22 protein-coding genes and 1 pseudogene are annotated in these 25,395 nt (G+C 69.8%); 14 read left to right on the top strand and 9 right to left on the bottom strand.

The features are described 5' to 3' along the window. Window positions 1-114 precede the first annotated feature (114 nt). The gene (locus tag AB0M45_RS14105; RefSeq protein ID WP_364327589.1) at window positions 115-1,065 is read right to left on the bottom strand and encodes a D-isomer specific 2-hydroxyacid dehydrogenase family protein; all 951 of its coding nucleotides are present in this window, start codon (window positions 1,063-1,065) and stop codon (window positions 115-117) included. A 281-nt stretch (window positions 1,066-1,346) separates the two neighbouring features. Next, entirely contained in the window at window positions 1,347-2,321 is a 975-nt protein-coding gene (ligD, locus tag AB0M45_RS14110) for a non-homologous end-joining DNA ligase (RefSeq protein WP_364327592.1), read from the bottom strand. A 343-nt stretch (window positions 2,322-2,664) separates the two neighbouring features. Between ligD and AB0M45_RS14115 the strand changes: the two genes are divergently transcribed. After that, window positions 2,665-2,904 (top strand): hypothetical protein, encoded by a 240-nt coding sequence (locus tag AB0M45_RS14115; protein ID WP_364327595.1) that lies wholly within the window; start codon window positions 2,665-2,667, stop codon window positions 2,902-2,904. A 49-nt stretch (window positions 2,905-2,953) separates the two neighbouring features. Further along, window positions 2,954-3,262, top strand: a complete 309-nt coding sequence (locus tag AB0M45_RS14120) for a hypothetical protein (RefSeq protein WP_040775832.1) — start codon at window positions 2,954-2,956, stop codon at window positions 3,260-3,262. Between the two features lie 100 nt (window positions 3,263-3,362). On the opposite strand, the gene AB0M45_RS14125 is transcribed toward AB0M45_RS14120, so the two are convergent. The 6 genes and pseudogenes from AB0M45_RS14125 to AB0M45_RS14150 all read right to left on the bottom strand — a co-directional run bounded on the left by AB0M45_RS14125 (window position 3,363) and on the right by AB0M45_RS14150 (window position 11,007). Then, entirely contained in the window at window positions 3,363-5,486 is a 2,124-nt protein-coding gene (locus AB0M45_RS14125) for a DEAD/DEAH box helicase (RefSeq protein WP_364327598.1), read from the bottom strand. Between the two features lie 106 nt (window positions 5,487-5,592). Continuing rightward, the gene (locus AB0M45_RS14130) at window positions 5,593-6,546 is read right to left on the bottom strand and encodes an alpha/beta hydrolase (protein WP_364327601.1); all 954 of its coding nucleotides are present in this window, start codon (window positions 6,544-6,546) and stop codon (window positions 5,593-5,595) included. 43 nt (window positions 6,547-6,589) lie between these two features. After that, a complete protein-coding gene (locus AB0M45_RS14135) occupies window positions 6,590-7,813 on the bottom strand; it encodes an RtcB family protein (protein ID WP_364327604.1) in 1,224 nt (407 codons plus the stop codon). A 93-nt stretch (window positions 7,814-7,906) separates the two neighbouring features. Further along, window positions 7,907-8,986, bottom strand: coding sequence for an amidohydrolase family protein (locus tag AB0M45_RS14140; RefSeq protein ID WP_364327607.1), 1,080 nt, complete (start codon window positions 8,984-8,986; stop codon window positions 7,907-7,909). 1 nt (window position 8,987) lies between these two features. Further along, window positions 8,988-10,355, bottom strand: coding sequence for a glutamine synthetase family protein (locus AB0M45_RS14145; protein ID WP_364327610.1), 1,368 nt, complete (start codon window positions 10,353-10,355; stop codon window positions 8,988-8,990). Window positions 10,356-10,406: 51 nt separating this feature from the next. Beyond that, a pseudogene (locus tag AB0M45_RS14150) lies at window positions 10,407-11,007 on the bottom strand (PfkB family carbohydrate kinase). A 177-nt stretch (window positions 11,008-11,184) separates the two neighbouring features. Between AB0M45_RS14150 and AB0M45_RS14155 the strand changes: the two are divergent. The 4 genes from AB0M45_RS14155 to AB0M45_RS14170 are packed head-to-tail and all read left to right on the top strand — an operon-like array spanning window position 11,185 to window position 15,185. Then, window positions 11,185-12,450, top strand: coding sequence for a glutamate-5-semialdehyde dehydrogenase (locus tag AB0M45_RS14155; RefSeq protein ID WP_364327613.1), 1,266 nt, complete (start codon window positions 11,185-11,187; stop codon window positions 12,448-12,450). Window positions 12,451-12,499: 49 nt separating this feature from the next. Continuing rightward, entirely contained in the window at window positions 12,500-13,405 is a 906-nt protein-coding gene (locus AB0M45_RS14160; RefSeq protein ID WP_364327616.1) for a MoxR family ATPase, read from the top strand. Between the two features lie 3 nt (window positions 13,406-13,408). Next, window positions 13,409-14,833: a VWA domain-containing protein gene (locus tag AB0M45_RS14165; RefSeq protein ID WP_364327619.1), complete on the top strand. Its 1,425-nt coding sequence runs from the start codon at window positions 13,409-13,411 to the stop codon at window positions 14,831-14,833. 10 nt (window positions 14,834-14,843) lie between these two features. Then, on the top strand, window positions 14,844-15,185 hold the full coding sequence (locus tag AB0M45_RS14170; protein WP_364327622.1) for an MmcQ/YjbR family DNA-binding protein: 342 nt from the start codon (window positions 14,844-14,846) through the stop codon (window positions 15,183-15,185). Window positions 15,186-15,256: 71 nt separating this feature from the next. Here the strand turns inward: AB0M45_RS14170 and AB0M45_RS14175 are convergent, their stop codons facing one another. Further along, window positions 15,257-15,478, bottom strand: coding sequence for a hypothetical protein (locus tag AB0M45_RS14175; RefSeq protein ID WP_364327625.1), 222 nt, complete (start codon window positions 15,476-15,478; stop codon window positions 15,257-15,259). A 368-nt stretch (window positions 15,479-15,846) separates the two neighbouring features. On the opposite strand from AB0M45_RS14175, the gene AB0M45_RS14180 reads away from it, so the two are divergent. The 8 genes from AB0M45_RS14180 to AB0M45_RS14215 all read left to right on the top strand — a co-directional run bounded on the left by AB0M45_RS14180 (window position 15,847) and on the right by AB0M45_RS14215 (window position 25,312). Continuing rightward, the gene (locus AB0M45_RS14180; protein WP_364327628.1) at window positions 15,847-17,685 is read left to right on the top strand and encodes an HSP90 family protein; all 1,839 of its coding nucleotides are present in this window, start codon (window positions 15,847-15,849) and stop codon (window positions 17,683-17,685) included. A gap of 2 nt (window positions 17,686-17,687) precedes the next feature. Then, window positions 17,688-19,643 (top strand): hypothetical protein, encoded by a 1,956-nt coding sequence (locus AB0M45_RS14185; protein WP_364327979.1) that lies wholly within the window; start codon window positions 17,688-17,690, stop codon window positions 19,641-19,643. A gap of 94 nt (window positions 19,644-19,737) precedes the next feature. Further along, window positions 19,738-20,379 (top strand): nicotinate-nucleotide adenylyltransferase, encoded by a 642-nt coding sequence (gene nadD / locus AB0M45_RS14190; protein ID WP_364327631.1) that lies wholly within the window; start codon window positions 19,738-19,740, stop codon window positions 20,377-20,379. 55 nt (window positions 20,380-20,434) lie between these two features. After that, complete coding sequence (gene rsfS / locus AB0M45_RS14195) at window positions 20,435-20,848, top strand: ribosome silencing factor (protein WP_364327634.1); 414 nt, start codon at window positions 20,435-20,437, stop codon at window positions 20,846-20,848. Window positions 20,849-20,924: 76 nt separating this feature from the next. Next, entirely contained in the window at window positions 20,925-21,584 is a 660-nt protein-coding gene (locus AB0M45_RS14200; RefSeq protein WP_364327637.1) for a histidine phosphatase family protein, read from the top strand. Between the two features lie 697 nt (window positions 21,585-22,281). After that, window positions 22,282-23,019: a diglucosylglycerate octanoyltransferase gene (octT, locus tag AB0M45_RS14205; RefSeq protein ID WP_364327982.1), complete on the top strand. Its 738-nt coding sequence runs from the start codon at window positions 22,282-22,284 to the stop codon at window positions 23,017-23,019. A gap of 3 nt (window positions 23,020-23,022) precedes the next feature. After that, entirely contained in the window at window positions 23,023-23,865 is an 843-nt protein-coding gene (locus AB0M45_RS14210) for a DegV family protein (RefSeq protein WP_364327640.1), read from the top strand. A 742-nt stretch (window positions 23,866-24,607) separates the two neighbouring features. Continuing rightward, the gene (locus AB0M45_RS14215) at window positions 24,608-25,312 is read left to right on the top strand and encodes a helix-hairpin-helix domain-containing protein (RefSeq protein ID WP_364327643.1); all 705 of its coding nucleotides are present in this window, start codon (window positions 24,608-24,610) and stop codon (window positions 25,310-25,312) included. The last annotated feature ends 83 nt before the right edge of the window (window positions 25,313-25,395 follow it).

Consider the following 25,395-nt stretch of genomic DNA (forward strand, 5'->3'; position numbering starts at 1 on the left):
CTAGGTGCACGTTGCTGCGAGCCGGACTTGTACCGGCATCGCTGTCTCATCCGGCGCGTGGAGGCTGGTGCGCGGTAGAGCGTGAAACTCGCTGCGAACCGGGCCTTTTCCTGCTCAGTACCCGCGCTCGCGATCGATCGGCGCCAGTAGTGGGCGTCCGGCGACGAACCGCAGGACGTTGTCGCCGACGTGATCGGCGAATGCCGCCAACCGCAGCTGCGGCGGATTCGAATCATGCGGCGTGACAATGGAATTCGGCAGCACCCAGAGCGGATGACCGTCCGGCAGCGGTTCGGGATCGGTGACGTCGAGTCCGGCGCCGCCGATCGCGCCCGAGGCCAGCGCGGCCACCAGCGCGTCGGTGTCGATCAGGCTGCCGCGGGCGACGTTGACGATCCAGGACGACGGCTTGAGCCGGGCGAGTTCGTCCGCACCGATGAGATGCCTGGTGGCGGGCGTGGCGGGCGCGGCGATGACCACGTGATCGGTACGCGGCCAGATCCGGCCGATATGGTCGGCGGAGATCGTCTCGACGGTGGCCGGGATACCCGGGCCGGTGACCGGACGACCGCTGCGGTTCACCGCGATGATGTGCGCGCCGAGCGGGATCAGCATCGGAATCAGCGCACGGCCGATGCCGCCCGCGCCGACGATGGTCACCGTCTTGCCGCGCAGCGTACCGACGTGCGGGAAGAAGTCCTGCTGTCGCCACCCCGCCGCGCGCAGATGCTCGGGCAGGTAGCGCACGCCCGCGAGTAGCAGCATGAGCGCGTGCTCGGCCACGCTTGCCGCGAAAGCGCCTGCGGCGGAAGTGAATCGGATGTGCGGATGCTTGGCGAGGATGCCGGCGGTGAACCAGTCCTCGATCCCGGCGGCCGACAGCTGCACCCATTCCAGGGACGCGGGCAGCTCGTCCGGGAACTCGCCGGGTCCGCCCACCCAGATCAGCCCGCGCGCCTCGTCGAGGTCGGCGATCGCGGCACCCGCCTCCAGTACCGCCTTCTCCACCAGCGTGGGGGGAGGTTCGGTCGGTCCGATGGCGATCGGTACAGCCGGGCCACTCACGACTGCACCTCGCTGGCGCTCGGCTCCGTCGTGCGCGAGGGCGCACTGTGTCCTCGGTTCGCTCGCTGACGCTCGCTCACGACTGCACCTCGCTGGCGCTCGGCTCCGTCGTGCGCGAGGGCGCACTGTGTCCTCGGTTCGCTCGCTGACGCTCGCTCACGGATAGACCTCCTTCAGTGCAGTACGACGTGGTCGCGCTGGGACGAATGGCGGTCGGACTCGCCGATGCGACCGTAGCACCGCTGCGTGGACGGTAGTGTGTGGTGTCCGCCGACGCGGCGCTAGTTCTCGGCCCGATCCGTTTGCTCGTCCAGCTCCGCGTCCACCTTGTCCCGGTCCGCCCACTCCAGCAGCTGATCCAGGTGGAACACCGCGTCGTCGATGCCGGCGTGCAGGTCGCCGAGCTCGGCGAAGCGGGCGGGGACGGTGGAGATGGTGAAGTCGCGCGGATCGATGTCGGGAATCTCCGCCCAGCGCACCGGGGTGGAGACCGTGGCGGCGGGGACGCCGCGCACCGAGTAGGCGGCGGCGATCGTGTGGTCGCGCGCGTTCTGGTTGTAGTCGACGAACAGCATCGCCGGGTCGCGGTCGCGACGCCACCACGTAGTGGTCACGTTATCCGGCGCGCGACGTTCCACTTCGTGGGCGAACGCGAGCGCCGCCCGGCGCACCTCTTGGAACCCCCAGTTCGGCGCGATCCGGACGTACACGTGCAGTCCCCTGCCACCGGAGGTCTTCGGCCAGCCGACGGCACCGAGTTCGTCGAGCAGCTCGTGCACGACGCCCGCCACGCGCTGCACCCGTGACCACGGGCAGTCCGGCATCGGGTCCAAGTCGATGCGCCACTCGTCGGGACGCTCGGTGTCGGCGGCGCGGGAGTTCCACGGATGGAACTCGACCGTCGACATCTGCACGGCCCAGACGACATCGGCGAGCTTCTCGACGCAGAGCTCGTCGGCATGCCTGCCGTAGCGCGGGAAGTACACCCGCACAGTCGGAATCCAGTCCGGCGCGCCCGCGGGCAGCCGCTTCTGGTGCACCTTGTCACCGGCCAATCCCTTGGGAAACCGGTGCAGCATGCAGGGCCGGTCGCGCAGGGCGTTGACGATGCCGTCCCCGACGCTCAGGTAGTACTGCACCAAGTCGAGCTTGGTCGCGCCGGTTTCCGGGAAGTAGACCCGGTCCGGGTTGGAGATGCGAATCGTGTGGTCGCCGACCTCGAGTTCGATCGCCGACGCGGCGGATTTGCGGGCCACGTATCGACCTTAACGGGCGCAGCCGGATGTAGTCCGGTGCACAGCACGCGCCGGGCCGAGCCAAGTCGGACGCGGAACCGAATCAGGCGCCGCCGAACGCACTGTCCGTATAGCTCGGCGGAAGTTGGCCAGCCCGTCGAGCCGATGGGCTTTGTGTGGCTTGCGCAGGCGGAACAGAGACAGACGCGTGAGAGTGCGGCCGAGAGCCCGTCCGAACGTCGAGCGGGGCTGAGGCAGTCGCAACCGGACGTTGTCCGCGCGGGCGGAGTGGAAGCGAGGCAGCCGTATGACCAATGCGGCGAACCGGGCATGGTTGTTGCACCGTTCTGGTATGCATACGGGTATGAGCAAGGCGACGCGCGTGACCGTCACGTTGGACCCTCAGGTGGCGGAATGGGCCAGGGAGGCTGCCGATCGCCAGAACCGCAGCCTGTCCTCGGTGATCAATGCCGCGGTGCGCACCACGCTCGTGCACGACAGCCTGACCGCCCTGATCATCGACGAGGAGGCCGAGCTGGCCGCCGCATACGACGACGTGACGCTCACCCAGGCCGCCGAAGACGACGCCGGCGGCGCGGCATGAGCGTGCGTAACCATGGAGGGCGGCCCGCTCACGCCGAAGGCGACAGAGCATGAGACGCGGTGAAATCTGGCGCTATGCCCCGACGCTCAGCGACGGCACGCCGTTCCCGCGGCGGATGACGGTCGTGCTGGTATCCGATTCGGCGGTGATCACCTCGCGCTATCCCTGGCTGCACGTCGTCCCCTTGCGCGACGCCGACCCGGGTCACGTGCTGGCCACCAAGACCGAGCACGGCTGGGCCGATACCCTCGAACTGCACCGCGCCTACCGCCCCTGGCTCAGTGAATACCTCGACGTGCTGACACCGTCCGAGACCGAATCCCTCGACGCGCGGCTACGGGCGACCCTCAGTCTCTGATCGCAGGCGCCGGTGTGTACGGCTGGGCCACCGCGGGTCTGCACGGAATCGCCGGCGGGCCCGCAGATTCCATGTGCTTGCCGCCGCACCCCTGCCGCCGCTACGTCGGCGTGGCCAGCGCGAACGGCAGGACCGCGTCGGCGCCTGCCGCGCGCAGTGCGTGGGCGGCGACGGTGAACGTCCAGCCGGTGTCGGTGATGGCGTCCACCAGCAGGATCGGGCCCGATACGGCGCTGAGGTCGGGGACTTCCCACGAGTCGAACAGTCCTGCGACGCGATGGGCGGAGTTCGCGGCGGAGACCGGCGGCCGGTCCGGGCGGGTGCGCAGGATGCCCAGGTCCTGCAGGCGGCCCACCTCGGCGAGCCGGGCGGCGAGGCTGGCCGTGAGCACGGGATGACGTGCGGATTCCAGCGCGAGCACCGACGTGGGGCGAGTTGCCCAATCCCATTCGCGCAGAACGGCGATGCAGGCGTCGAACACCGCGGCGGGGACCGGGGCGTCGGGGCCGTCGAGCAGCGTCCGCAAGCGCTGCCCCCAGCCGAGATCGGTCAGCCTGCCGAGCACGCGACCGGGCTCGGCGCCACCGGAGATCTTGCCGGACAATGGGATTCCGAGTTTCGCCATGCCGGTGGGCCACTGTTTGCGCGGCGCGAGATCGATGCCGGGACGGTCGAGACGAGCCTTGGTCGCAGCGACGGCGTCGGCGGCGACAGTACGGTCGGGGCGGTTGCCCGTGCAGTTGTCGCAGCGGCCGCAGCCGGGCGAAGCCCCGGAATCGGCGGGTAGTCCCGGGTCGTCGAGTTGGCGGCGCAGGAATTCCATCCGGCAGTCCCGGGTCGACTGGTAGTCGATCATGGCTTGCTGTTCGGCCTCGCGGGCGAGGGACAAGCGCTCGTAGCGCTCGGTGTCATAAGTCCAGGGCTGACCGGTGGCGAGCCAGCCGCCGCGCACGCGACGCACCGCGCCGTCCACATCGAGCACCTTCAGCACCATCTCCAGCCGGGAGCGGTTCAGCTCCACCAGCGGTTCCAGCGCCGCGGTGGACAGCGCCCGATCGGAGTCCAGCGCGTCGAGCACCGCCCGCACGATGTGCTCGCGCGGAAAGGCGACGGAGGCGAAGTAACTCCAGATCCGTGCGTCCTCGGAGCCGGGTAGCAGGACCACCTCCGCGTGATCGGTGCCGCGCCCGGCGCGACCCACCTGCTGGTAATAGGCGATCGGCGAGGGGGGCGCGCCGACGTGCACCACGAATCCGAGGTCGGGTTTGTCGAATCCCATGCCCAGCGCGGAGGTGGCGATGAGCGCCTTCACCTCGTTGTTCAGCAACGCGGCCTCCAGGACCTCGCGTTCGGCGGGGTCGGTCTGGCCGGTGTAGGCGGCAACGTTGTGGCCGTGCGAGTTCAACACGTCGGCCAGATCGTGCGCGGCGGCGACGGTGAGGGTGTAGACGATGCCGGAGCCGGGCAGCCGGTGCAGGTGACCGCTGAGCCAGGCGGTGCGTTCCACGGCGTCGTCGAAGTGGACCACCGACATGCGCAGCGACTCGCGATCCAGCGTGCCACGCAGCACCAGGGTGTCGGTGCCGATCTGGGTGGCGACGTCGGTGACCACCCGGTCGTTGGCGGTGGCGGTGGTCGCGAGCACCGGCACATCGGAGCCGAGGTCGGCGATCAGCGTCCGGATCCGGCGATAATCCGGCCGGAAGTCATGGCCCCAGTCCGAGACGCAGTGCGCTTCGTCGATCACCACCAGACCCGCGTCCGCCGCGAGCCGGGGCAGCACCTGATCTCGGAAGTCCGGGTTGTTCAGCCGCTCCGGGCTGACCAGCAGCACGTCGACCGCGCCCGCGGCGACCTGCGCGTGGATCTCGTCCCATTCGGTCACATTGCCGGAGTTGATGGTGGCGGCGACCACCCCGGCGCGCTGCGCGGCAGCCACCTGGTTGCGCATCAGCGCCAGCAGCGGCGACACGATCACCGTCGGCCCGCGACCGCCTCTGCGCAGCAATTTGGCGGCGATGAAGTACACCGCCGATTTGCCCCAGCCGGTGCGCTGCACCACCAGCGCCCTGCGTCGCCGTACGACCAGCGCCTCGATGGCGGTCCACTGATCCTCCCGCAGCCGCGCATCGGGCCCCGCCAGCTCGCGCACCAGCTGCTCGGCATGTTCGCGCAGGTCGGGGGCGGTGAGGTCGATCGAAGAGGCATCGGTCGCCGTGGTCATGAACTCCATCGTGCCCGAGGGCACCGACACGTGCCCCTGCGCCCGACCGTACCCAGAGCGAAGAGCCGCGTGACGCTCTCGTGCGCACCAGTCCGCCGGAACGCCGTCAGCTGCCAGGGCTGCCTGTAGGCCCGCGCCTGACGGTCCTTGCGGCCAGCTCTACCAGTCGAGCCCGGACCAGATCGGGCCGTTCCTCGGCGATGAAGTGGCCGCAGTTCTGGACCAGTTCGAGGCGGTAGTCGCCGGCGCGCGCCGTCTTCTCGGACGCGAGCGCGGGATGGATCGCGGCGTCGGCGACACCGAACAGCGCGTGGATCGGCACGGTTGCCCGGCGTTGTTCGCCCCGTACGGCGGACCGGGGGACTTCGCGCAGCAGGAAAGTGCGGTAGGTATCGGTCGCGGCTCGGGCGCAGACCGGGTCGCGGAAGCGGTCGGCGTACGCGTGGACCACCTCGGGTCCGAACTGGTCGCGGTTGCGCACGGCACCGGCGAAGATGAGCCGTTCCAGGAAGCGGGTGTGCTGGTGGAGGTAGGTGCCGAACGCCGCGATCGGTGGCTGATAGACCAGGAAACGCCAAGCGTGCGGGAGGAAACTGCGCGGCGTCTGCCAGGGATGGGCGATGTTCAGCGCGAGCAGCGCGTCGAATCGTTCCGGCGCGCGCAGCACGAGCAGGTGACCTACGTAGCCGCCCCAGTCGTGCCCGACCAGCAGGACATGGTCCAGGCCGAGCACGTCCAGCAGAGCCAGTAGGTCGGAGGCGACGTCCTCCTTGGCCCACCGGTGTGGCGCGGGACCGGACCAGCCGTACCCGGGCAAGTCCGGCGCGATGATCCGCAGTCCGTCCGGTGGATCGGCGAGCAGGTGGCGGTACGCGTAATGGTGCTGTGGCCACCCGTGCAATGCGAGCACGGGGTGTCCCTCCGCGGGACCCGCCTCGGTGACGTGGAAGCGGACGCCACGCGCGGTGACGGACGAGCGCCGTACACCAGCGATCTCCGGCGGACCGCCCGCCGGGTCCGATTCCGGAGCGGATGAGAAGAACGAGGGCCGCCAGGGCATATCCGATCGTATCGAGAAGATCGGCACCGAAGCTACGCGGCTGTCACCCCTTGACGCACAGCACCTGGTGCAGCGTCGCGACGACGTCGACCAGGTCGCGCTGTGCCGCGATGATCTCGTCGATGTCCTTGTACGCGGCGGGGATCTCGTCGACCACGCCCGCGTCCTTGCGCGACTCGACGCCCTCGGTCTGGGCGATGAGATCGGCGACGGTGAACTGCTTCTTCGCCGCATTGCGGCTCATCCGCCGTCCCGCGCCATGCGAGGCCGACTGGAACGAAGCCGGATTTCCCTTGCCGCGCACCACATACGAGCGGGTGCCCATCGAGCCGGGGATCAGCGCGAGATCGCCCTCGCCCGCACGCACGGCCCCTTTCCGGGTCACCAGCATCGGCACGCCATCAATGAACTCCTCCGCCACATAGTTGTGGTGGCACGATAGCGGCTGCTCGAAACGCACTCCGCGCCCGGCGAATTCGGCGCTGACCGCGCGGCAGACCAGGGCGAGCATGACCGCGCGGTTGCGCGCGGCGTACTCCTGCGCCCAGGTGAGGTCGTGCCGGTACGCCTCCATCTCCGGCGTGCCGGAGACGAAGACCGCCAGATCGCGGTCGGGCAGGTCGGCGTTGTGCGGCAGCGTTCGCGCGATCGTCATGTGCCGCTCGGCGAGTTCCTTGCCGATGTTGCGGCTGCCGGAGTGCAGCAGGATCCACACCCGGTCGTCCTGGTCCAGGCAGACCTCGATGAAGTGGTTGCCGCCGCCGAGTGTGCCCATCTGCTTGTGCGCCTTGGACTCCCGGGCCTGCACGTGCTCGTCGAGTGCGTCGAAGGAACCCCAGAAACGGTCCCAGCCCGCGCGCAGCGTCGCGGTGCTCACGCCGAGCCCGGCGACCTGGGTGCCGAGTCTGGTGACGTCGACCGGGTCGTGGTGGGCCTGGAACCCGACCGGCACCGCCGCCTCGATCCGCGAGCGCAGCGAGTGCAGGTTGTCGGGCAGGTCGGCCGCGGTGAGGTCGGTGCGCACGCTCTCCATGCCGCAGCCGATGTCCACGCCGACCGCGGCGGGCGACACCGCGTCCTTCATCGCGATCACCGAGCCGACCGTGGCCCCTTTGCCGAGGTGCACGTCCGGCATCACGCGGACGCCGTGGACCCATTTCAGCGCGGCGATGTTGCGCAGCTGCCGGAGCGCGGCCTGCTCGACCTCGTGCTCGTGGGCCCACATCAGCGTCTGCGCTTTGGTGCCGGGCAGCTCGACGGGAAACATGGTCTCGATCCTCTCGTTGGTTCTCACCATCAACGGTAGGGACCGAGAGCGGCGGATGCACCCGAATATCGACCGACCGGACGGTCCGATTTTTCAGCCGGTGACCTGGTCGAACGCCGCGCGGTAGACGCGCTCGGCATTCCCGTGCGCGATGGCCGTGACCAGGGCTTCCGCGTCGGCGGTGGTGATCGCGTCGGCGGCGATCCACTCGTCCATCAGCGTGCCGAGTCCGCGTCGCCAGAGCAGGGCGCCCAGGTAGTGCAATTCCGGCAGCCCGTAGCCGTCCGAGGAGTAGCACAGCGCCCGGAACGGGGCGAGTTCCAGCGTCTCCGCAAGGACCGCCGCGGCACGGTGTCCCACATACGGGATGGTGAGACCCAGATCCACGTGGACGTGGTCGAAGAGGTGAGCGAGGTAGGCGGCATGGCGATGGAACGGCCAGCAGTGCAGCAGCATCACCGAGAGCCTTGTGCCCGCGCTCCTGCGCAGGAAGCCGGTGAGCAGCAGCGGGTCACTGTGCCGCAGGTGGAGGTCGGAATCGCCGAATCCGGTGTGGAATTGCAGGGGAAGGCCGAACTCGGCCCCGATCCGCGCGCCGAGCCCGACCAGCCAGCCGAGCACATGCGGATCGGTGAGCCGGTGTTCGGGTGCGAAACTGGTCGGCGGATGGTCCTGCATCGGAAAATCCAAGCCGCACCGGTAGGCGACGATCGTCTTGAATCCGACGGCGGTGGCGGCCCGCGCGCGCAGCTCGGCTTCGATCCGGTCGTAGACCCCCGATACCGCGCCGACCTGCGCGATGACCTGTTCGGCGACCTCTTCCAGGCGCACCACCTCGTGCACGTCTCCGTCCACCATGGCGGTGAAATCAGCTGTCCCTCCGCCGATTCCGGTATCCAGGAACCATCGGGTCACGCCCGACGCGCGCAGCAGCCGCGCGGCGACTTCGCCCGCTCCGAGCTGGACGCGATGGCGGAGGTAGACGTCCGGGCCGACGTGCGCGGGCAGGTCGAGCGCGGGCGCGCACCAGCGGCGCACCGCGAGCCCGATCGCGGAATCGAAACTGCCCCGCGCGCCTTCGCCGAGCAGGCGCTCGAAACCGGGACGATCCAGCGTGCCGATGTCGACGCCGTGACAGTGGTGGTCGGTCAGCGGCACGTCGTCGGTGAGCACGTCAGAACCGCCAACGCGTGAGGGCGACGAGTTCTTCGGCGCTCGCGTCGGCGTAGCGCTCGGCTTCCGCGCGGCGCACGGTGAGCAGCGCGTCGTGCAGTTCGGCGCCCATCGCGGTGGCGAGTACCCGGGATGCGGCGAGGTGCTCGGCGGCTTCGGCCGGTGTGGTCGGCAGCCGGCGCACGTCGGACATCCTGCGGGCTTCGGCATCGAAAGAAACCGGGTCCCCGGTGATTTCGGCAGGCAAGCGCAACTCTTCGGCGATGCCGGCGAGCCCGGCCGCGATCACCGAGCCGACGATCAGGTACGGATTGCCGGTCGCGTCGAAGCACTTGACCTCGGCATTGGCCGCCCAGCCCTCGGTGCCGCGCACCCCGGTGATGAAGCGCAGCGCCGCCTCTCTGGTCTCGCGACCCCAGCACTGCCACACCCCGGCCCAGCGCGAGGGCTCCAGCCGCAGGAAGCTCGCCGGATTGCCCGCGCCGACCGCGACCAGCGCGGGTAGTTCACGCAGCACGCCCGCCAAGAACGCCTCGCCGGTGCGCCGCATACCGTGCGGACCGTCACCGCCCGCGAGCAGGGGCCCCTCGTCGTCGTGCACGGACAGATGCAGGTGTGCTCCGGAACCGGCGCCGCCCGGTTCGATGCAGGGGGCCAGCAGCGCGCGCCAGCCGTGCCGCGCGCTCACCTGACGGATCGTGTGCCGGACCAGGACGGTCTCGTCCGCGGCGGTGACCGGCTCGGACGGCTCCACCGACAATTCCAGTTGCCCCAGCGCGTATTCCGGATGGAACTGGGCCACCGCGACACCCTGCTGGTCCAGCGCCGCGACCAGGTCGGCGGCGTACTCGGCGACCTGCCCGAGCCGCACGATGCCGTAGGCGGGGCCGTGCACGGCGGGTGTGAAGCCGCCGGTGTCGTCGGCCCGGCCCACGGACCATTCGGTCTCGAAGGCCATGGACAACCCCAGGCCCGCCGCGCGGGCCTCCTCCGCCTGGCGGGACGCGAAGTGGCGCTGGCAGGCGACGAAGCGCGCGCCGTCCTGGGTGTACTTGTCGGTGGGCGCCCACGCCCATCCGGGCTGGCAGGCCAGTTCGGTCAGCTTGGACAGATCCGGGACGAGCCGCAGATCCCCGTCGGGACCGCCGAGATAGCGCCCGACCGTCATCAGGTCATCGAAGGCGAAGGTCTCGAAGCACGGGGACACGCCGACCCCATACCAGGATGCGAGCTCGAGCCGCTGTTTGGGCACCGCTTTCACCCGCGTGATGCCCGCGTTGTCGACGAAGCTCAGTGCGATCATGGACGCGTCCAGTTGGTCGATCAGCGCGGTGTCGCCGTCGGCGGGGATGCGATCCGGCGTGGCCATGCGTCCCACGATATCGGTTCGGGGGCACCGGGAGCCGAGGCGCGCGCGTCCTTATTCGGCGGCCGGTGCGGCGGTGATCTCTTCCCGGGTCGGGAGCGAGCTGCTTGCGCCCAGCGTGGTCGTCGCCAGCGCACCGGCGGCGCAGGCCCAGGTCAACGCCCATTCCGGGCCGCGGTGCCAGGCGGCGGCCAGCGCGCCGGTGAACGCGTCGCCAGCCCCGGTGGTGTCGAGGACGTCCACTCGCGGGCTGGGGCACGACAGCCGCGTATTGCCCGGACCGTGGTAGTCCGCGCCTGCCGCCCCACGGGTCACCACCACATGCGCAACCGGCTCGAGGTCGTCGCGTAGCTGCTCGGCTTCACCCGAATTCACCACGGCCACATCCACATCGGCCCACAGCTCGGCGGGCAGGCGGCGGACCGGCGAGCGGTTCAGCAGCACGGTTGTGGCGTGCGCGTGGGCGTGGCGCGCGGCGGCGGCCACCGTGTCGATAGGAATCTCCACCTGATGGGCGCCTTTCCCCCGGCACCATGGCGAAGCTCGTGCCCAGCACCGTCTCCCCGGGAACGGGCCGCCACGCGGTGGTGGTCACCAGATCCATGTTGATGCTGCCGAGCACCACGATCGCCGGAGCGTCCGATTCGGCCGTCATATCGCCGGACGGTAGTCGCCGAACCCGCGCCGTGCACGTAGCCGAGTGTCCGACCGACCGCATTTTCGCCCCACTCCGCCGCGCAACGCGGACTTCTCGCGGCCATCGTTGCCGACCGGATGCCGCCGTGGCCCAGCAGGTGGAATCGGCAGTGCCGCCGGTGCGTAGGCTGTACCCATGACGGTAGGAACGACGACCCAGCCGGATGTCCGTGAGGTGGTGCACGAGGCCGCGCGCAAGGCCCGGGTCGCGTCGCGGACGCTGGCGCGGCTGACGACCGCGCGGAAGAACGATGCGCTGCACGCCGCCGCCGACGCACTGCTGGCCGCCGCCGACCGGGTGCTCGCCGCCAACGCCGAGGACATCGCCGCCGCACAGGCCACGGGCACCGAGGAGTCGCTGCTCGACCGGTTGCGGTTGACCAAGGCCAGGATCGACGGCATCGCCTCCGGACTGCGCCAGGTGGCCGGGCTGGCCGATCCGGTCGGCGTGGTCGTCCGCGGTTCCACTCTGCCGAACGGCCTGGAGATCAAGCAGGTACGCGTGCCGCTCGGCGTGGTCGGCATGGTGTACGAGGCCAGGCCGAACGTCACGGTCGACGCGTTCGGGCTCGCACTCAAGTCCGGCAACGCCGCCCTGCTTCGCGGCTCGTCCTCGGCCGCCCGCTCCAACGCCGCGCTGGTCGCCGTGCTGCGCGAAGCGCTGGTGGCGCAGGACATCCCGGCCGACGCCGTGCAATTGCTGCCGAGCGAGGACCGCTCCAGCGTCACCCATCTGATCCAGGCCCGCGGCCTGGTCGACGTCGTCATTCCGCGCGGCGGCGCCGGGCTGATCAACGCGGTCGTCCGCGACGCACAGGTGCCCACCATCGAGACCGGCACCGGCAACTGCCATGTCTACGTGCACGCCGCCGCCGATCTGGACATGGCCGAGCAGATCCTGATCAACGCCAAGACCCGCCGTCCCAGCGTGTGCAACGCCGCCGAGACCGTCCTGATCGACGCGGCGATCGCCGACACCGCGCTGCCCAAGCTCACCGAGGCTCTGCAGCGGCACAACGTCACCATCCACGGCGACCTGCCCGGTCAGGTGCCGGCGACCGACGCCGACTGGGGCGAGGAATACCTCACCCTGGACATCGCGCTCAAGGTCGTCGACGACCTGGACGCGGCGGTGGACCACATCAACACCTGGGGCACCGGCCACACCGAGGCCATCGTCACCAGCGACGTGTCCGCCGCGCGCGAGTTCACCAGCCGCGTCGACGCCGCCGCCGTCATGGTGAACGCCTCCACCGCGTTCACCGATGGCGAGCAGTTCGGCTTCGGCGCCGAGATCGGCATCTCGACCCAGAAGCTGCACGCCCGCGGCCCGATGGCGCTGCCGGAACTGACCTCGACGAAGTGGATCGTCTGGGGCGAAGGTCAGATCCGTCCCGTCTGACTCGCACCGGCCGCGGGCGCCGCCACAGTGGCACTGCCGTACCGTGAGGATGGGCTCGGAAGAAAGGTACGGGGTGGTGTCGGACAGTACGGTTCAGGAACCGGTCTTCGCATCGGTGGACGATGTGATCGAGCGTTTGGCGAGCACGGGGTACCTGGCGGACAAGGCCACCGCCACGTCGGTGTTCCTCGCCGACCGGCTGGGCAAGCCGCTGCTGATCGAGGGACCGGCGGGCGTCGGCAAGACCGAGCTGGCGCGCGCGGTCGCGCAGACCTCCGGCGCCGAGCTGGTCCGGTTGCAGTGCTATGAGGGCGTCGACGAGGCCCGCGCGCTGTACGAGTGGAACCACGCCAAGCAGATCCTGCGCATTCAGGCCTCCAGCGAGAACGACTGGCAGGAGACGAAGGCCGACGTCTTCACCGAGGAATTCCTGCTGTCGCGGCCGCTGCTCACCGCGATCCGGCGCACCGATCCCACGGTGCTGCTGATCGATGAGACCGACAAGGCCGACATCGAGATCGAGGGCCTCCTGCTCGAGGTGCTCAGCGACTTCGCGGTAACGGTGCCGGAACTGGGCACCATCACTGCCAGCCGCAAGCCGTTCGTCGTGCTCACCTCGAACGCCACCCGCGACCTGTCCGAAGCGCTCAAGCGCCGTTGCCTCTACCTGCACCTGGACTTCCCGGACGAGGAACTGGAGCGGCGCATCCTGGCCAGCCGGGTGCCCGAGCTGTCCGCCGCGGTCGCCGCACAGCTGGTGCGGATCGTGCATGTGCTGCGCGGTATGCAGTTGAAGAAGCTGCCCTCGGTCGCCGAGTCGATCGATTGGGGCCGCACGCTGCTCGCGCTCGGCCTGCGCGATCTGGACGACACGACCGTCCGCGCCACCCTCGGTGTCGTGCTGAAGCACCAGAGCGATCACCAGCGTGCGCTGGCCGAACTGAAGCTGGCCTGAGCCATGGCGGCGGGATCGGTCCCTGCGGAGGTCGCGTCGCTGAGCGCGCCGCACGGACTGCCCGGGCATCTGGTCGGATTCGTGAAGGCGCTGCGGGCGCGCGGGATTCCGGTCGGCCCCTCCGAGACGGTGGACGCGGGCCGCGTGGTGACCGTTCTCGACTTGATGGACCGCGAGGTCCTCCGCGAGGGCCTGGCGTGTGCGCTGTTGCGGCGCACGACGCACCGTGCGACCTTCGACGGGCTGTTCGACCTGTGGTTCCCGGCCGCGCTGGGCGAACGCACCGCGGCGGCGGACGAGGTCGAGATCCCGCACACACGGTCCGGCGAAGTGGACATCCCGGCGTTGCGTGAGCTGCTCGCCGAACTGCTCACCCAGGAAGCGACCGCGCAACTGGAGGCGCTGGCCGCACAGCTGGTCGAGCAGCTCGGTCAGTACCAGGCCGCCAGCCACTCGTCGTTTTCGGCGTACAAAGCGCTGAAAGAGGTACAGCCACAGACCTTGCTGGCCAAGATTCTCGCCGGACTGGGGGCCGGACCCGACACCAGTGATTTCGATATGGAGATCGCCCGCCGTGTCGGGCGGCAGCGCATCGCCGACTTCCGCGCGAGGGTCGAGGCCGAGACCAGGCGCCGCGTCGCCGAACGGATCGGCCGCGAGCGGGTGGCCGGCTACGGTGTTGCCCGCCAAGCGGAGGAGGTCGATTTCCTTCGGGCCTCCGAGGCCGAACTCGCCGAACTCAAACGCAGCACCCAGCGTCTGGCCCGCATCCTGGCCTCGCGTCTCGCGGCCCGGCGCAGGCACGCCCGCCGCGGCGAGATCGATCTGCGCCGCACCCTGCGCAAATCCATGTCGACCGGCGGCGTGCCGATCGATCTGGTGAACCGCAAGCCGCGGCCCGGCCGCCCGGAACTGGTGCTGCTGTGTGATGTCTCCGGCTCGGTGGCCGGTTTCAGCAACTTCACCCTGCTGCTGGTGAGCGCGTTGCGCGAACAGTTCTCCCGGGTGCGGATCTTCGCGTTCGTCGACCAGGTCGACGAGGTGACCCGGTTCTTCGATCCGCGCACTCACCTGGATCGGGCGATGACCAGGATCTTCAGCGAGGCGAACGTGGCAGGCTTCGACGGGCACTCCGACTACGGCCAGGCGCTGGCCGGGTTCGCCAGGGATTACCCGGACGCCGTCACCAGTCGCAGTTCGCTGCTCATCCTCGGCGATGCCCGCACGAACTACCGTGACCCGGAACTGGCCACACTGCGGTCGCTCGTCTCGGTCGCCAAGCACGCACACTGGCTCAATCCGGAACGACGCGATCAGTGGGGCACCGGTGATTCCGCCGCGGACAAGTACCGCGAGGTGATCGAGATGCACGAATGCCGCTCGGCCAAGCAGCTCACCGCGGTCGTGTCCCGGCTGCTGCCGGTGTAGGAGACCGTGCATGGATGACGGCACACTGCTGACGTACTGCCTGGCCAAGCCGGGTTCCTGGCAGGACGAGCCCTGGGAGGGTGATGTCGTCGCCAAGGTCGGCGACAAGATATTCGCATTGCTCGGAGATACGTCGGTCGGCCTGAAATGCGGACGTACCCGCGAGGAGGCCGACGAACTCGTCCGGGTGTATCCGGACGACGTGGCGGCGTCGGCCTACATCGGCCGGTACGGCTGGAACACCATCCGGCTCGCGGGCACGATCCCGGAAGACGAACCGTACGAACTGGTCGACCTGTCCTACGAAGCGATCGTGCGCAAACTACCGAAGTCCAAGCGCCCCACCGTCTGAGCCAACAGCAGCGGGAAAGGCCGTCCGGCCCGTCGCAGGCTTGCGACGGGCCAGTCGGACCCGCTATAGAGTCAGTGGAGGCAGCCGGCGGCGTGGAGTTCGGCGTACACCTCTTCGGAGACGGTGATGAGGCCGAGGCCGACATTCGCCCCCAAGTCCACTCCGGCCTCGAGGGCGCAGCTCAGCAGTTCCACGTTCACGACGACGGTCTGGTCGGCCTGCGCCGCGCCAGCGCCTGCGATGGTCGAACAGGCCAGTGCCACGGCGATGGCACCTGCTTTGACGAATCGCACGATGTCCTCCTTCGAATCGAAGTATGCACAGCTTGGATTGGTCATACGTCCGGGTGATCGAAGTGTCCCGTGGACGTCGGTCGCCCCGGGCAGACGCCTTGCCGCCTGCAGTTGCAGACCCTAACAACGGAAGTCGGCTGTGGCCGCTCGCGTCGGCAACACCGGCGATTCGCCGGGTTCGCCTTCGTGTGCTGTGGTTTGAATGTTCAACGCTTCCAGCAGGAACCATATCCGCGGGTCTTGGCCGAGAGATGTGCGACCTGGTCGACCTGTCGTCCGAGGCGATCGCGCGGCGCCGACATACCGCGCGATGACCGAAAAGCATTCGTTAAGCGAACCTTTGGCGGACGCCGACAAGATCGGCACCCATGGTGAACAGAACGCCCGGAGGTCCGGCGGCGGTACACAACAGTTATTCGTTCCAGGTCGATCTGCGTGGGATCGTCGATCTGCTCTCCCATCACCTCTACTCCGGTCCGCGGGTCTATCTGCGTGAGCTGTTGCAGAACGCCGTCGACGCCGTTACCGCCCGGACCGACCGAGATCTATTGGCGTCTACAATTATTCGGCTCGTAGTGGATGAGTCCGGCCTGCGTATCAGCGATCCCGGCGTCGGTCTGACCGAGTCCGACGTGCACCGGTTCCTGGCCACCATCGGCCGCTCGTCCAAGCGTGACGACATCGAAGGCGCACGGCGAGAGTTCCTCGGCCAGTTCGGCATCGGGCTGCTTGCCTGCTTCACGGTCGCCGAGACGATCCGAGTGGTCACCCGATCCGCCACCGACACCACGGCCCCGCCGGTCGAGTGGCTGGCCGCCGCCGACGGCACGTACGCGGTGCGCACACTCGATCCCGCTGAGTATCCGGAGCCGGGCACCACGGTGTGGCTCACCCCGCGCGGCGGGGCTCGAGCATGGTTCCAGCCGCGGCGGGTGATCGATCTGGCGCGCGAATTCGGGTCGCTGCTGCCCTACGAGGTGACCGTGGAATCCGAGGGTGTCGTGGAGTCGGTCACCGACGGCGTTCCGGTATGGCGGCGCACGTATCCGACCGCGGAGGACCGAAGAGCCGCCTTGCTCGAGTACGGTCACCGGACGCTGGGTTTCCCGCCGCTCGACGCGATCGAACTCGATGCCGGTCCGGCCGGGGTGCGCGGTGTGGCCTATGTGCTCTCCCAGCCGGGGAACCCGACCGAGAGCAGTGCGCACCGGGTGTACCTGAAGGGGATGCTGCTGGGCGACGCGGTGCGCGGCGTGCTGCCGGACTGGGCGTTCTTCGTGCGCTGTGTGATCGACACCGACACGCTGCGGCCCACCGCGTCGCGGGAAGCGCTCTACGAGGACGACCGGCTGGCCGTCGTCCGGGAGGTGCTCGGCGATCAGATCCGGGACTGGCTCACCGAGATCGCCGTCGAGCAGCCGCGGCGGCTGGCCGCGTTCCTGTCGGTGCACGCACTCGGGGTGAAGGCGATGGCCAGGCATTCGGTCGATCTGCTCCGTATCATGCTGCCGCACTTGACTTTCGAGACCACCGACGGACGCGTGCCGCTGACCGAGTTCGCCCGCAACCATCGCACGGTGCGGGTGACCTCGACGGTCGAGGAGTTCCGTCAGGTGGCCTCGACCGCCGCCGCGCAAGGTATCGGCGTCGTCAACGGCGGCTACGCCTACGACCGCGAGCTGGTCGCGCTGCTGCCGCGGCTGGTGCGCGGCGTCGAGGTGGTCGAGCTCGACGCCGAGGCGATCACCGCGGCGCTCGATCCGGTGGACCCGGCCGAAGAGCTGGCGCTCGTCCCGGTGCTCACCCAGGCGCGCACCGTGCTCGACCCACTGTCGTGCGACGTGATCGTCCGGGCCTTCCATCCGGTATCGGTGCCCGCGCTCTATCTCGAGGGACGCGCGGCCCGCACGGAGCGAGCCAGGGTACAGACCGCCGAAGGCGCGGACGAATTGTGGACCGAGATCCTCGGCGCTCTAGCGGTCGCCGCGCCACGTGCTCAGCTCGTCCTGAACTACCACAGCCCGATCGTGCGCAGACTGACCCTCATCGACGACCCGGGATTGCTGAAGACGGCGGTGGAATCGCTGTACGGCCAAGCCCTCCTGATGACCCATCGCCCGCTCAGCGTGGCCGACACGGCACTGCTCAACCGCGCCTTCGGCGAATTCCTCAGCTGGGCTACGCACCGCGGCGAAGGGGCCGAGTGAGCATGGACACCGCCACGATCACCACGGAGTTGGCGCAGGTCGCCGCGCTACCGCACGGCCGCATGCGGAACGAGCGACTCGAAACGCTGGCCGCGGCGGCGAAAGAGGGACCGGACCGCGCGCTCGAAGGCCGTGTGCTGCTGGAACTGGCCAAGTCGTACACCTTGGCGGGCGAACGCGATCTGGTGCCGGTCGCCTACGGCAGGCTGCTGCGCATCTACGACGATCACCCCCTCGAGCTGGGACCGATGACCCATTCGGTGCACTGGCATCTGAAGTGGATGACCTGGGGGATGATCGACAGTCCATCGATTCCGCTGCCCACGGTTCACCGTTGGTTCGACGAGCTCGACAACCGCTTTCGTCAGCGCGGATACAGCCTGCGCCCGGTGCTGGCGTTGCGCGCCGAACTCGCACGCAAGACCGGGGACAGCGCGGCCGCCACCGAGTGGCTGGAAGCGGCGATGGCGGCCCCGCGCGACAGCATGTCCGACTGCGACGCCTGCGAGCGCAACGAATGGGGCACGGCCAGCGTGGCACTCGGCGACGATGAGGCAGGCCTCGCGCACTGGCAGCCCGTAATCGACGGCGACCGGACCTGCGCCGAAGAACCGCACCGGGTGCTGGCCGAGGCATTGCTTCCGCTGGTGCGCACCGGTCGCGTCGCCGCCGCACGCAGCGCGCATCTGACCGGTTATCCCTTGGTCCGGCACGCCGCGGACCTCCGAGCATCGGTGGCGCTGCACGCCGAGTTCTGCGCCCTGACCGGAAACGAGGCGCGCGGGCTGGAGATCCTGGCCGAACACGCGAGCTGGCTCACCGACCCGGGTGCCGACGCCGCCGCCCGGCTGGCGTTCGCGACCGGCGTGTGCGTGCTGCTGCGCAGGCTGGTCGCACTGCGGCTGGGCGATCTCCCGCTCGCGTCCGGGACCGTGGAGTCGGTCCGCGCGGATCTCGAAGTCGAGATCGGTGCGCTGTGCGCCCGCTACGACACCCGCAACGGCAATAGCGCGGCCAGCCTGCGCACGGCCGCCCGGCTCGCCGCCCGACCCCTGCTGGACGGGCTGCCGCTCGGACTGCGCAGCCGGTTGCCCCGGTCGGCGAGCGCCACGTCCGCGGCTACCGCGGAGCTCTCCGGCGATCTGACCGCCGAGGTACGGCGGCTCTCCGAACTCGGCGCCGCCCGGCTCGGCGACGCACCCGAGGAGGCGGAGGCCCACCTGCGGGAGGCCCTGGCACTCGGCACGCCGGTGTTGCCGCGAGAGGAGGCCGCCCGGCTGGGTGCGCAGCTGGTCATCGCCATCGCGAGCCAACCGGATCGCGCGCTCGACCTCGCCGACGCCGCGGTGCGTGCTGCCGCTCGCTGGGAAGGGCTGTCCGAACCGGACGTGCTGCACCACACCGTGGTCGCCGCCCGCGCGTTCCACCGCGCCGAACGCCATGGCGAGGCGGTCGCCCTGTTCGAACAGGCGCTAGCCGGCGCCGAGATACCTTATCCGGCAGCCGAACTGGCCGTAGTGCGCAAGCAGTTCGGCCGATCACTGACCGCGCTGAACCGGCACCGTGAGGCCGCGCACCACTTCCTCGACGCGGCCCGCCTGGTCGAGCACGATCCGGAGCGGTCGACGCTGCATGCGCAGCTCGCGTGGTCGGCCGCCACCGCGCTGGAGCACTGTGGGCGGGACGAGGAGGCCGTGGCGGCCTACCACCGCGCTGCCGAATCGTGGGCACGGCTGGGTGCGGTGGCGGCGCGGGCGCGCTGTCTGCGGTCGGCGGCCTGGCTCCAGGTGTCCGGCGGCGCCGGTCCCGGACCTTGGGTCCCGTCCATGCGGGCCCTGATCGCCGAGCTGGCCGGGCCGGCCGAGCAGTCTGCGGAGGCGGCCGATGAACTCGCGCGTACCCGCGCTCACCTGGCTCGCATGCTGAAGTTGGGCGGCGTCCCGGAGTCCAGCGGTTAGCGTCGAATCCTTGCGGGCCGTTGTGCGGGCGGGCGTCCCCAGTCGGCGTCCGCCCTGCTGACCGGCCCGAGGCGACCCGTTAAGCTCGGCAGTCATGCACGAGACAGGTCGGCGCGGCCGCAAGCTCGGGGTGATGGGCGGCACGTTCGACCCCATCCACCACGGGCATCTGGTCGCCGCCAGCGAGGTCGCCCATCGCTTCGAGCTGGACGAAGTGATCTTTGTCCCGACCGGGCACCCGTGGCAGAAGTCACACAAGCGGGTCAGCCCGGCCGAGGACCGGTACCTGATGACCGTGATCGCCACCGCGTCCAATCCGCGGTTTTCGGTCAGCCGCGCGGACATCGACCGCGGCAAGGTCACCTACACCGTCGACACACTGCGCGAGATGCAAGCGCAGTATCCCGACGCCCAGCTGTACTTCATCACCGGTGCGGACGCGCTGGCCAGCATCCTGACATGGCAGGATTGGGCGGAACTGTTCGAACTGGCGAAGTTCGTCGGGGTGAGCCGTCCGGGGTACGAGCTGAACACCGATCATCTCGAGGACCATCTGCGAGATCTTCCGGCCGATGCGGTGACCATGATCGAAATCCCCGCGTTGGCGATCTCATCGAGCGAATGCCGTCGCCGCGCCGCCGAGAACCGGCCGGTGTGGTACCTCGTCCCCGACGGGGTGGTGCAGTACATATCGAAGCGGCACCTGTATGTGCCCGGAGCAGCGGAAGGTAGCTGAGCGTGAGCGAGCGCAAAGGTGCGGCCATGAGGTCGAGCGCCGGCGAGGTGCAGAGATGAGTGCGTCGGTGGAGTCGGTCGAGATCGCCCAGGTCGCCGCGCGGGCCGCCGACGAGAAGCTGGCATCCGATGTGGTGGTGCTGGACGTGTCCGAGCAGCTGGTGATCACGGACTGTTTCGTGATCGCGTCCGCGCCCAACGAGCGTCAGGTGAACGCCATCGTCGACAACGTGGAAGAGAAGCTGCGCGCCGCCGGGCACAAGCCGGTCCGGCGCGAGGGCACCCGCGAAGGCCGCTGGGCGCTGCTGGACTACGTCGACGTCGTGGTGCACATCCAGCACAACGACGAGCGCAATTTCTATGCGCTGGAACGCCTCTGGAAGGACTGCCCAGTCGTGCCGGTCGAAGGCGTCACCGGGGCCGGGCCGCAGGGCCGCGCCGCGGCGACGGAGGACGAGGCGCGGTCGTGAGCGAGCGTCAGCGAGTGAAGCAAAGGCGCAGTGCGCGGCTGCGCACGACGGAGCAGAGCGCCGGCGAGGCGGAGTCGTGAGCAGACATGCCGGCGTGCGCACTCTGATTCTATTGCGCCACGGGCAGACCGAATGGAACGCCACCGACCGGATGCAGGGCCAGATCGACACCGATCTCACCGAACTCGGTCGCAGGCAGGCCAAAGAAGCCGCCCGCGAACTGGTTTCGCGCAATGCCATCGCGGTTCACTCTTCGGATCTGCGCCGGGCCTTCGACACCGCGACCGCCCTGGCCGACCACACCGGCCTCACCGTCGTGCCGGATACCAGGCTGCGGGAGACCAACCTCGGCGACTGGGAGGGACTCACCCACCTGGAGGTGGACGCGGACTATCCGGGTGCCCGAATGGCGTGGCGGCTGGACGCGAGCTACACACCGCCGAACGGCGAGAGCAAGCTCGAGGTCGGCGCGCGATCCCTGCCGGTTGTTCAAGAGTTGCTGGCCGAGCGGCAAGACTGGCCCGGCCGGACTATCATCCTGGTGGCGCACGGCGGGCTGATCGCCGCCCTCACGGCCGCGCTGCTCGACCTGCCGCCGCGGAACTGGCCGATCCTAGGAGGATTGGCCAACACCAGTTGGGTGCAGCTGAGCAGTCACGGCCCGAGTATCGAACAGCCCGGCTGGCGCCTGGATGTGTGGAACGCAGCGGCGAAGGTAGCACCAGATGTCCTCTGAAGAGCCGATCAGATCGGTCCCGGACGAACTGTTCCGTAAGGTGTCGGCGAAGGCCGAGCGGCAGCTGCCGGACGCGTTGTTCGGTGGCCCGCCGTCGGTGGCGCGCGAACCCGAAGCGCAGGCCGAGGAGGCGTCCTCAGGTGCGGGGGAATCCGGCGGCCCGGCCGAGTCGACCGCCGAGGAAGCTGACGGAGGGGACGCGGAGGACGATCGATCGGTGGCGGCGGTATCCGCGGAAGCCGCCACCGGGGTGGAGCCGGGTGCTCGTGCCGGTGCCGATGTCGACCCTGTCGTCGCGCGATCCGGTGGTGTCGATTCCGCGGTCGGCGATAGCGACGGGCCCGCTGGCGCGGCTGAGGACAACAGCTTTGCGTCGGCCGGAACGGCCGAGGACAACTCCGAAGCCTCCGCGGTTGGCGGCGAGCCGGTCGCTGTCACCCTCGATGACGCACCCGTGCCTGCCGGATCACCCGCGCTGACCGGCGTCGTGGTCGAATCCACCGCTGTGGCGGCCGAATCGGGCGACGCCGTGGCGGCGGAGACTTCCCCGGCTCCAGCCGGCTCACCCGCGCTGACCGGTGCAGTGGTCGAATCCTCCAGTTCGGCAGCCGAATCGGCCGACCCCGTGACGGTCGAGACCTCAGAAACCCCCGCGCTCGCCGTTGCGGCCGACTCCACATCTCCCTTCACGGAACCGGTGGCCGACGAGGCCGACAAGCCGGTTGCGACCGCGCGTCCGGTGCTGCTGGTGCTCGCCGACTCGCTCGCCTATTTCGGCCCGAAGGGCGGCCTGCCCGCCGACGATCCGCGAATCTGGCCGAACCTGGTTGCCGCCGAATTGGATTGGGATGTCGAGCTGGTCGCGCGGATCGGCTGGACCTGCCGCGACGCCTACTGGGCGCTGATCGGCGATCCAAGGGTGTGGGCCGCGGTGCCGCGCGCCGGTGCGGTGGTGTTCGCCGTCGGCGGCATGGACACGCTGCCGTCGCCGCTGCCGACCGCGCTGCGCGAGCTGATCCGCTACGTGCGCCCGCCCGCCCTGCGCCGCATCGTCCGCGCCACCTACAACTGGTTGCAGCCGAAACTGTCGAAACTCGGCCGTCCCGTTGCCCTTCCACCGAAGGTGAGCGTCGACTACCTGGAACAGTCCCGCACCGCGCTGGCGCAGTTGCGCCCCGATCTGCCGGTCGTCGCGGTGCTGCCCTCGGTGCACAACTGCGACGCCTACGGACGTGTGCATTCCGGTCGGCCGCGCGCTGTCGCGGCGGTGCAAGCCTGGTCGGAGCGAACCTCGGTGCCGCTGGTCGACTTGGCTGACGCCGTGCGCGACAACATCTTCTCCGGCGAGGCGAACCCGGACGGCATCCATTGGGGCTGGGCGGGGCATACGGCCGTGGCCAATGCGATGGTCAAGACCCTGCAGGAGGTTCGGTAGTCCGTGGCCGTCGTGGTCGTCACCGATTCGTCCGCCAGCCTCCCTACCGAACACCTCGACGAGCTGGATATCGCCGTCGTCCCACTGCACGTGCTGATCGGTGACCGGGCGATCAGGGAGGGTGTGGATCCGGTCGACATCGATTACGCCGCCGACACCGTGACCACCTCGGCCGCCTCGCCCGGCGAGCTGCGCGTGGTGTACGAGCAGGCGTTGGAACGCAGCCGCGGCGACGGCGTTGTGGCGGTACACCTTTCGCGGCAGTTGTCCGGGACGTGGGAGGCAGGTCGGCAGGCCGTTCGCGACATGGATGCCGCCGATCGGGTCCGCTTGGTCGATTCCCTGGGCGCCGGGCTGGCCACCGGGCTGCCCGCACTGGCCGCCGCCCGGCGGGCGCGGGCCGGGGCGCCGCTGGACGTCGTCTACGACGCGGCGGTCGCCGCCTCCGCGCGCGCCCGGACGTTCATCCTGGTCAATCGCACCGAGCAGCTGCGCCGCGGCGGCAGGCTGTCGTCAGCAGCGGCGTTCTTCGGGACCGAGTTGGTCACCAAGCCGCTGCTGCACATCGTCGAGGGGCGGCTCGAACTGCGCGAGAAGGTCCGCACCCGCGCCAAGGCGTACACGAAACTCGTGGCCGCGGCAGTCGGCGCGGCCGGTGCCGACGGCGCGGCGGTGGGCGTGCAGCACCTCGGCGCCGAGGATGCCGCGTACACCATCGCGGGCCAGCTGCGCGAACGCATTCCGGGCATCCGCGAACTCATCGTCGCCGAATTCGGCCCCGCGCTGGCGGTGCATCTCGGGCTCGGCGCCGTCGGCGTGCTCGTCGTCCCAGGTGGTTGTGCCTGATGCTGTGTTCGGGAGCCGCGGCGCTGCTGCTCGCCGCCGCCGAGGACGCCGCCCGCGCGGCCGGCCGCCCAGGCTGATCCTGCAGACCGGCCACCTGCAACCCGAAGCCGTCCGCTGCTACGAACGCAGCGGCTGCCACCGCATCCCGATCTTCTCTCCGTACGAGGTTCTGCCGCTGTCGAACTGCTTCGCCAAGGATCTGCGCTGAAGGGCGGGTTTCGCCGCTCGACCGGCGCAGAGCGCCGGAAACGAGCGCGCGTTGCGTCCGTTCGATAGAGGTCGCGACGGCGCGGCAAGCTGGATACCACGGACGACTCTTGCCGAGTTGTGCACAGCGCGGCGGTTATCAACAGGTTCCTTGAATCGGCTGGTCGCGCGGGTTCTTTCGACACGAGGCGGCACTAGCGTCGCCGCCATGTCACGACAGGACGAACGCGAGCGGGTGCGACGGCGACTCGGCGACCTGACCGCCCGGGTCGGCGCGAGTGCGATCGAGCCGGGGGGAGGCGGACGGCGATCGTCGAGGGATCGGAGCTCATCCGACGATGCCACGGGGACGAGTGAGCCTCGGTCGGATGATCGAGCGGACTGGGCGGGGAAGTGGGATCTCGAGCGGCTGCCTGCCGACCCGTCTCCCGGCCGAGACGATGATGTCGGCCGCGTGCGGTCTCCTGGCTGGCTGGCGGAACCGGCGGCCGGACCGCGTTGGCGGGATCGTCTTGTCCCGGAACGATTCCGGGGCATGCGGCTCGACCCGGGGCGTCGTGGTGTGCGCACGCTCGCGCTGGCCGGGCTTGCCGCGATGGTGGTCGCGGGGGTGATCGTGTTCCTGGAGCGGCCCATCAGCCAGCCGGTGCCACCGGTGCCGGTGATGCGGCAGACGGTCGCCGTGGGACCGTCCGGTCCATCCGCCTCGGCGAGTGTGGTCGCGACACCAGGTGCGATGCCTGGTGGCCCGGACGGTTCGACAACCGAACTGGTCGTCAGCGTCGTCGGCCTCGTCCAGCGCACCGGCCTGGTCCGGCTTCCCATGGGATCGCGGGTCGCCGACGCCCTCGCCGCCGCGGGCGGGCCGAGCGAAGGCGCCGACACCAGCGGTCTGAACCTGGCCCAGCGGCTGTCGGACGGCGACCAGGTGCTGGTCGGTCCGGTCGCGGTGAACCCCGGCCCGCAGCCGGGCAGCTCGACGATCAGCGGCGGTGGTCGTCCCTCATCCGGCTCCGCGGGTACGCCAGGCCGTCCGTCGGCTCGGGCGGGCAAGCTCGACCTCAACGCTGCATCCGAGTCCGACCTCGACGCCCTTCCCGGTGTCGGGCCCGTCACCGCCCGCGCCATCGTCGCCTGGCGTACGACCAACGGGCGCTTCAGCTCGGTCGAGCAACTCGGTGAGGTCGACGGGATCGGCCCGGCTCGTTTGGCCCGGTTGCGTGATCTGGTGACGGTATGAACGCCGGTCGGCAGGGTGAGGAAGCCCGACGGAGAGGGGCATGGGGCACGCGATCGCCGGAGGTCGGAACGACTGCCCAGGCT

Source organism: Nocardia sp. NPDC051787 (genome assembly GCF_040681325.1).
Classification (GTDB): domain Bacteria; phylum Actinomycetota; class Actinomycetes; order Mycobacteriales; family Mycobacteriaceae; genus Nocardia.

Bases quoted from the DNA above. Each gene is read 5' to 3' on its own strand.
- AB0M45_RS14215 (WP_364327643.1), top strand. From the start codon at position 24,608: ATGCGGCTCGACCCGGGGCGTCGTGGTGTGCGCACGCTCGCGCTGGCC.
- AB0M45_RS14170 (WP_364327622.1), top strand. From the start codon at position 14,844: ATGGATGACGGCACACTGCTGACGTACTGCCTGGCCAAGCCGGGTTCC.
- AB0M45_RS14130 (WP_364327601.1), bottom strand. From the start codon at position 6,546: ATGCCCTGGCGGCCCTCGTTCTTCTCATCCGCTCCGGAATCGGACCCG.
- AB0M45_RS14145 (WP_364327610.1), bottom strand. From the start codon at position 10,355: ATGGCCACGCCGGATCGCATCCCCGCCGACGGCGACACCGCGCTGATC.
- AB0M45_RS14115 (WP_364327595.1), top strand. From the start codon at position 2,665: ATGAGCAAGGCGACGCGCGTGACCGTCACGTTGGACCCTCAGGTGGCG.
- AB0M45_RS14165 (WP_364327619.1), top strand. From the start codon at position 13,409: ATGGCGGCGGGATCGGTCCCTGCGGAGGTCGCGTCGCTGAGCGCGCCG.
- rsfS (WP_364327634.1), top strand. From the start codon at position 20,435: ATGAGTGCGTCGGTGGAGTCGGTCGAGATCGCCCAGGTCGCCGCGCGG.
- AB0M45_RS14120 (WP_040775832.1), top strand. From the start codon at position 2,954: ATGAGACGCGGTGAAATCTGGCGCTATGCCCCGACGCTCAGCGACGGC.
- AB0M45_RS14180 (WP_364327628.1), top strand. From the start codon at position 15,847: ATGGTGAACAGAACGCCCGGAGGTCCGGCGGCGGTACACAACAGTTAT.
- AB0M45_RS14135 (WP_364327604.1), bottom strand. From the start codon at position 7,813: ATGTTTCCCGTCGAGCTGCCCGGCACCAAAGCGCAGACGCTGATGTGG.
- AB0M45_RS14185 (WP_364327979.1), top strand. From the start codon at position 17,688: ATGGACACCGCCACGATCACCACGGAGTTGGCGCAGGTCGCCGCGCTA.
- AB0M45_RS14160 (WP_364327616.1), top strand. From the start codon at position 12,500: ATGGGCTCGGAAGAAAGGTACGGGGTGGTGTCGGACAGTACGGTTCAG.
- AB0M45_RS14155 (WP_364327613.1), top strand. From the start codon at position 11,185: ATGACGGTAGGAACGACGACCCAGCCGGATGTCCGTGAGGTGGTGCAC.
- nadD (WP_364327631.1), top strand. From the start codon at position 19,738: ATGCACGAGACAGGTCGGCGCGGCCGCAAGCTCGGGGTGATGGGCGGC.
- AB0M45_RS14125 (WP_364327598.1), bottom strand. From the start codon at position 5,486: ATGACCACGGCGACCGATGCCTCTTCGATCGACCTCACCGCCCCCGAC.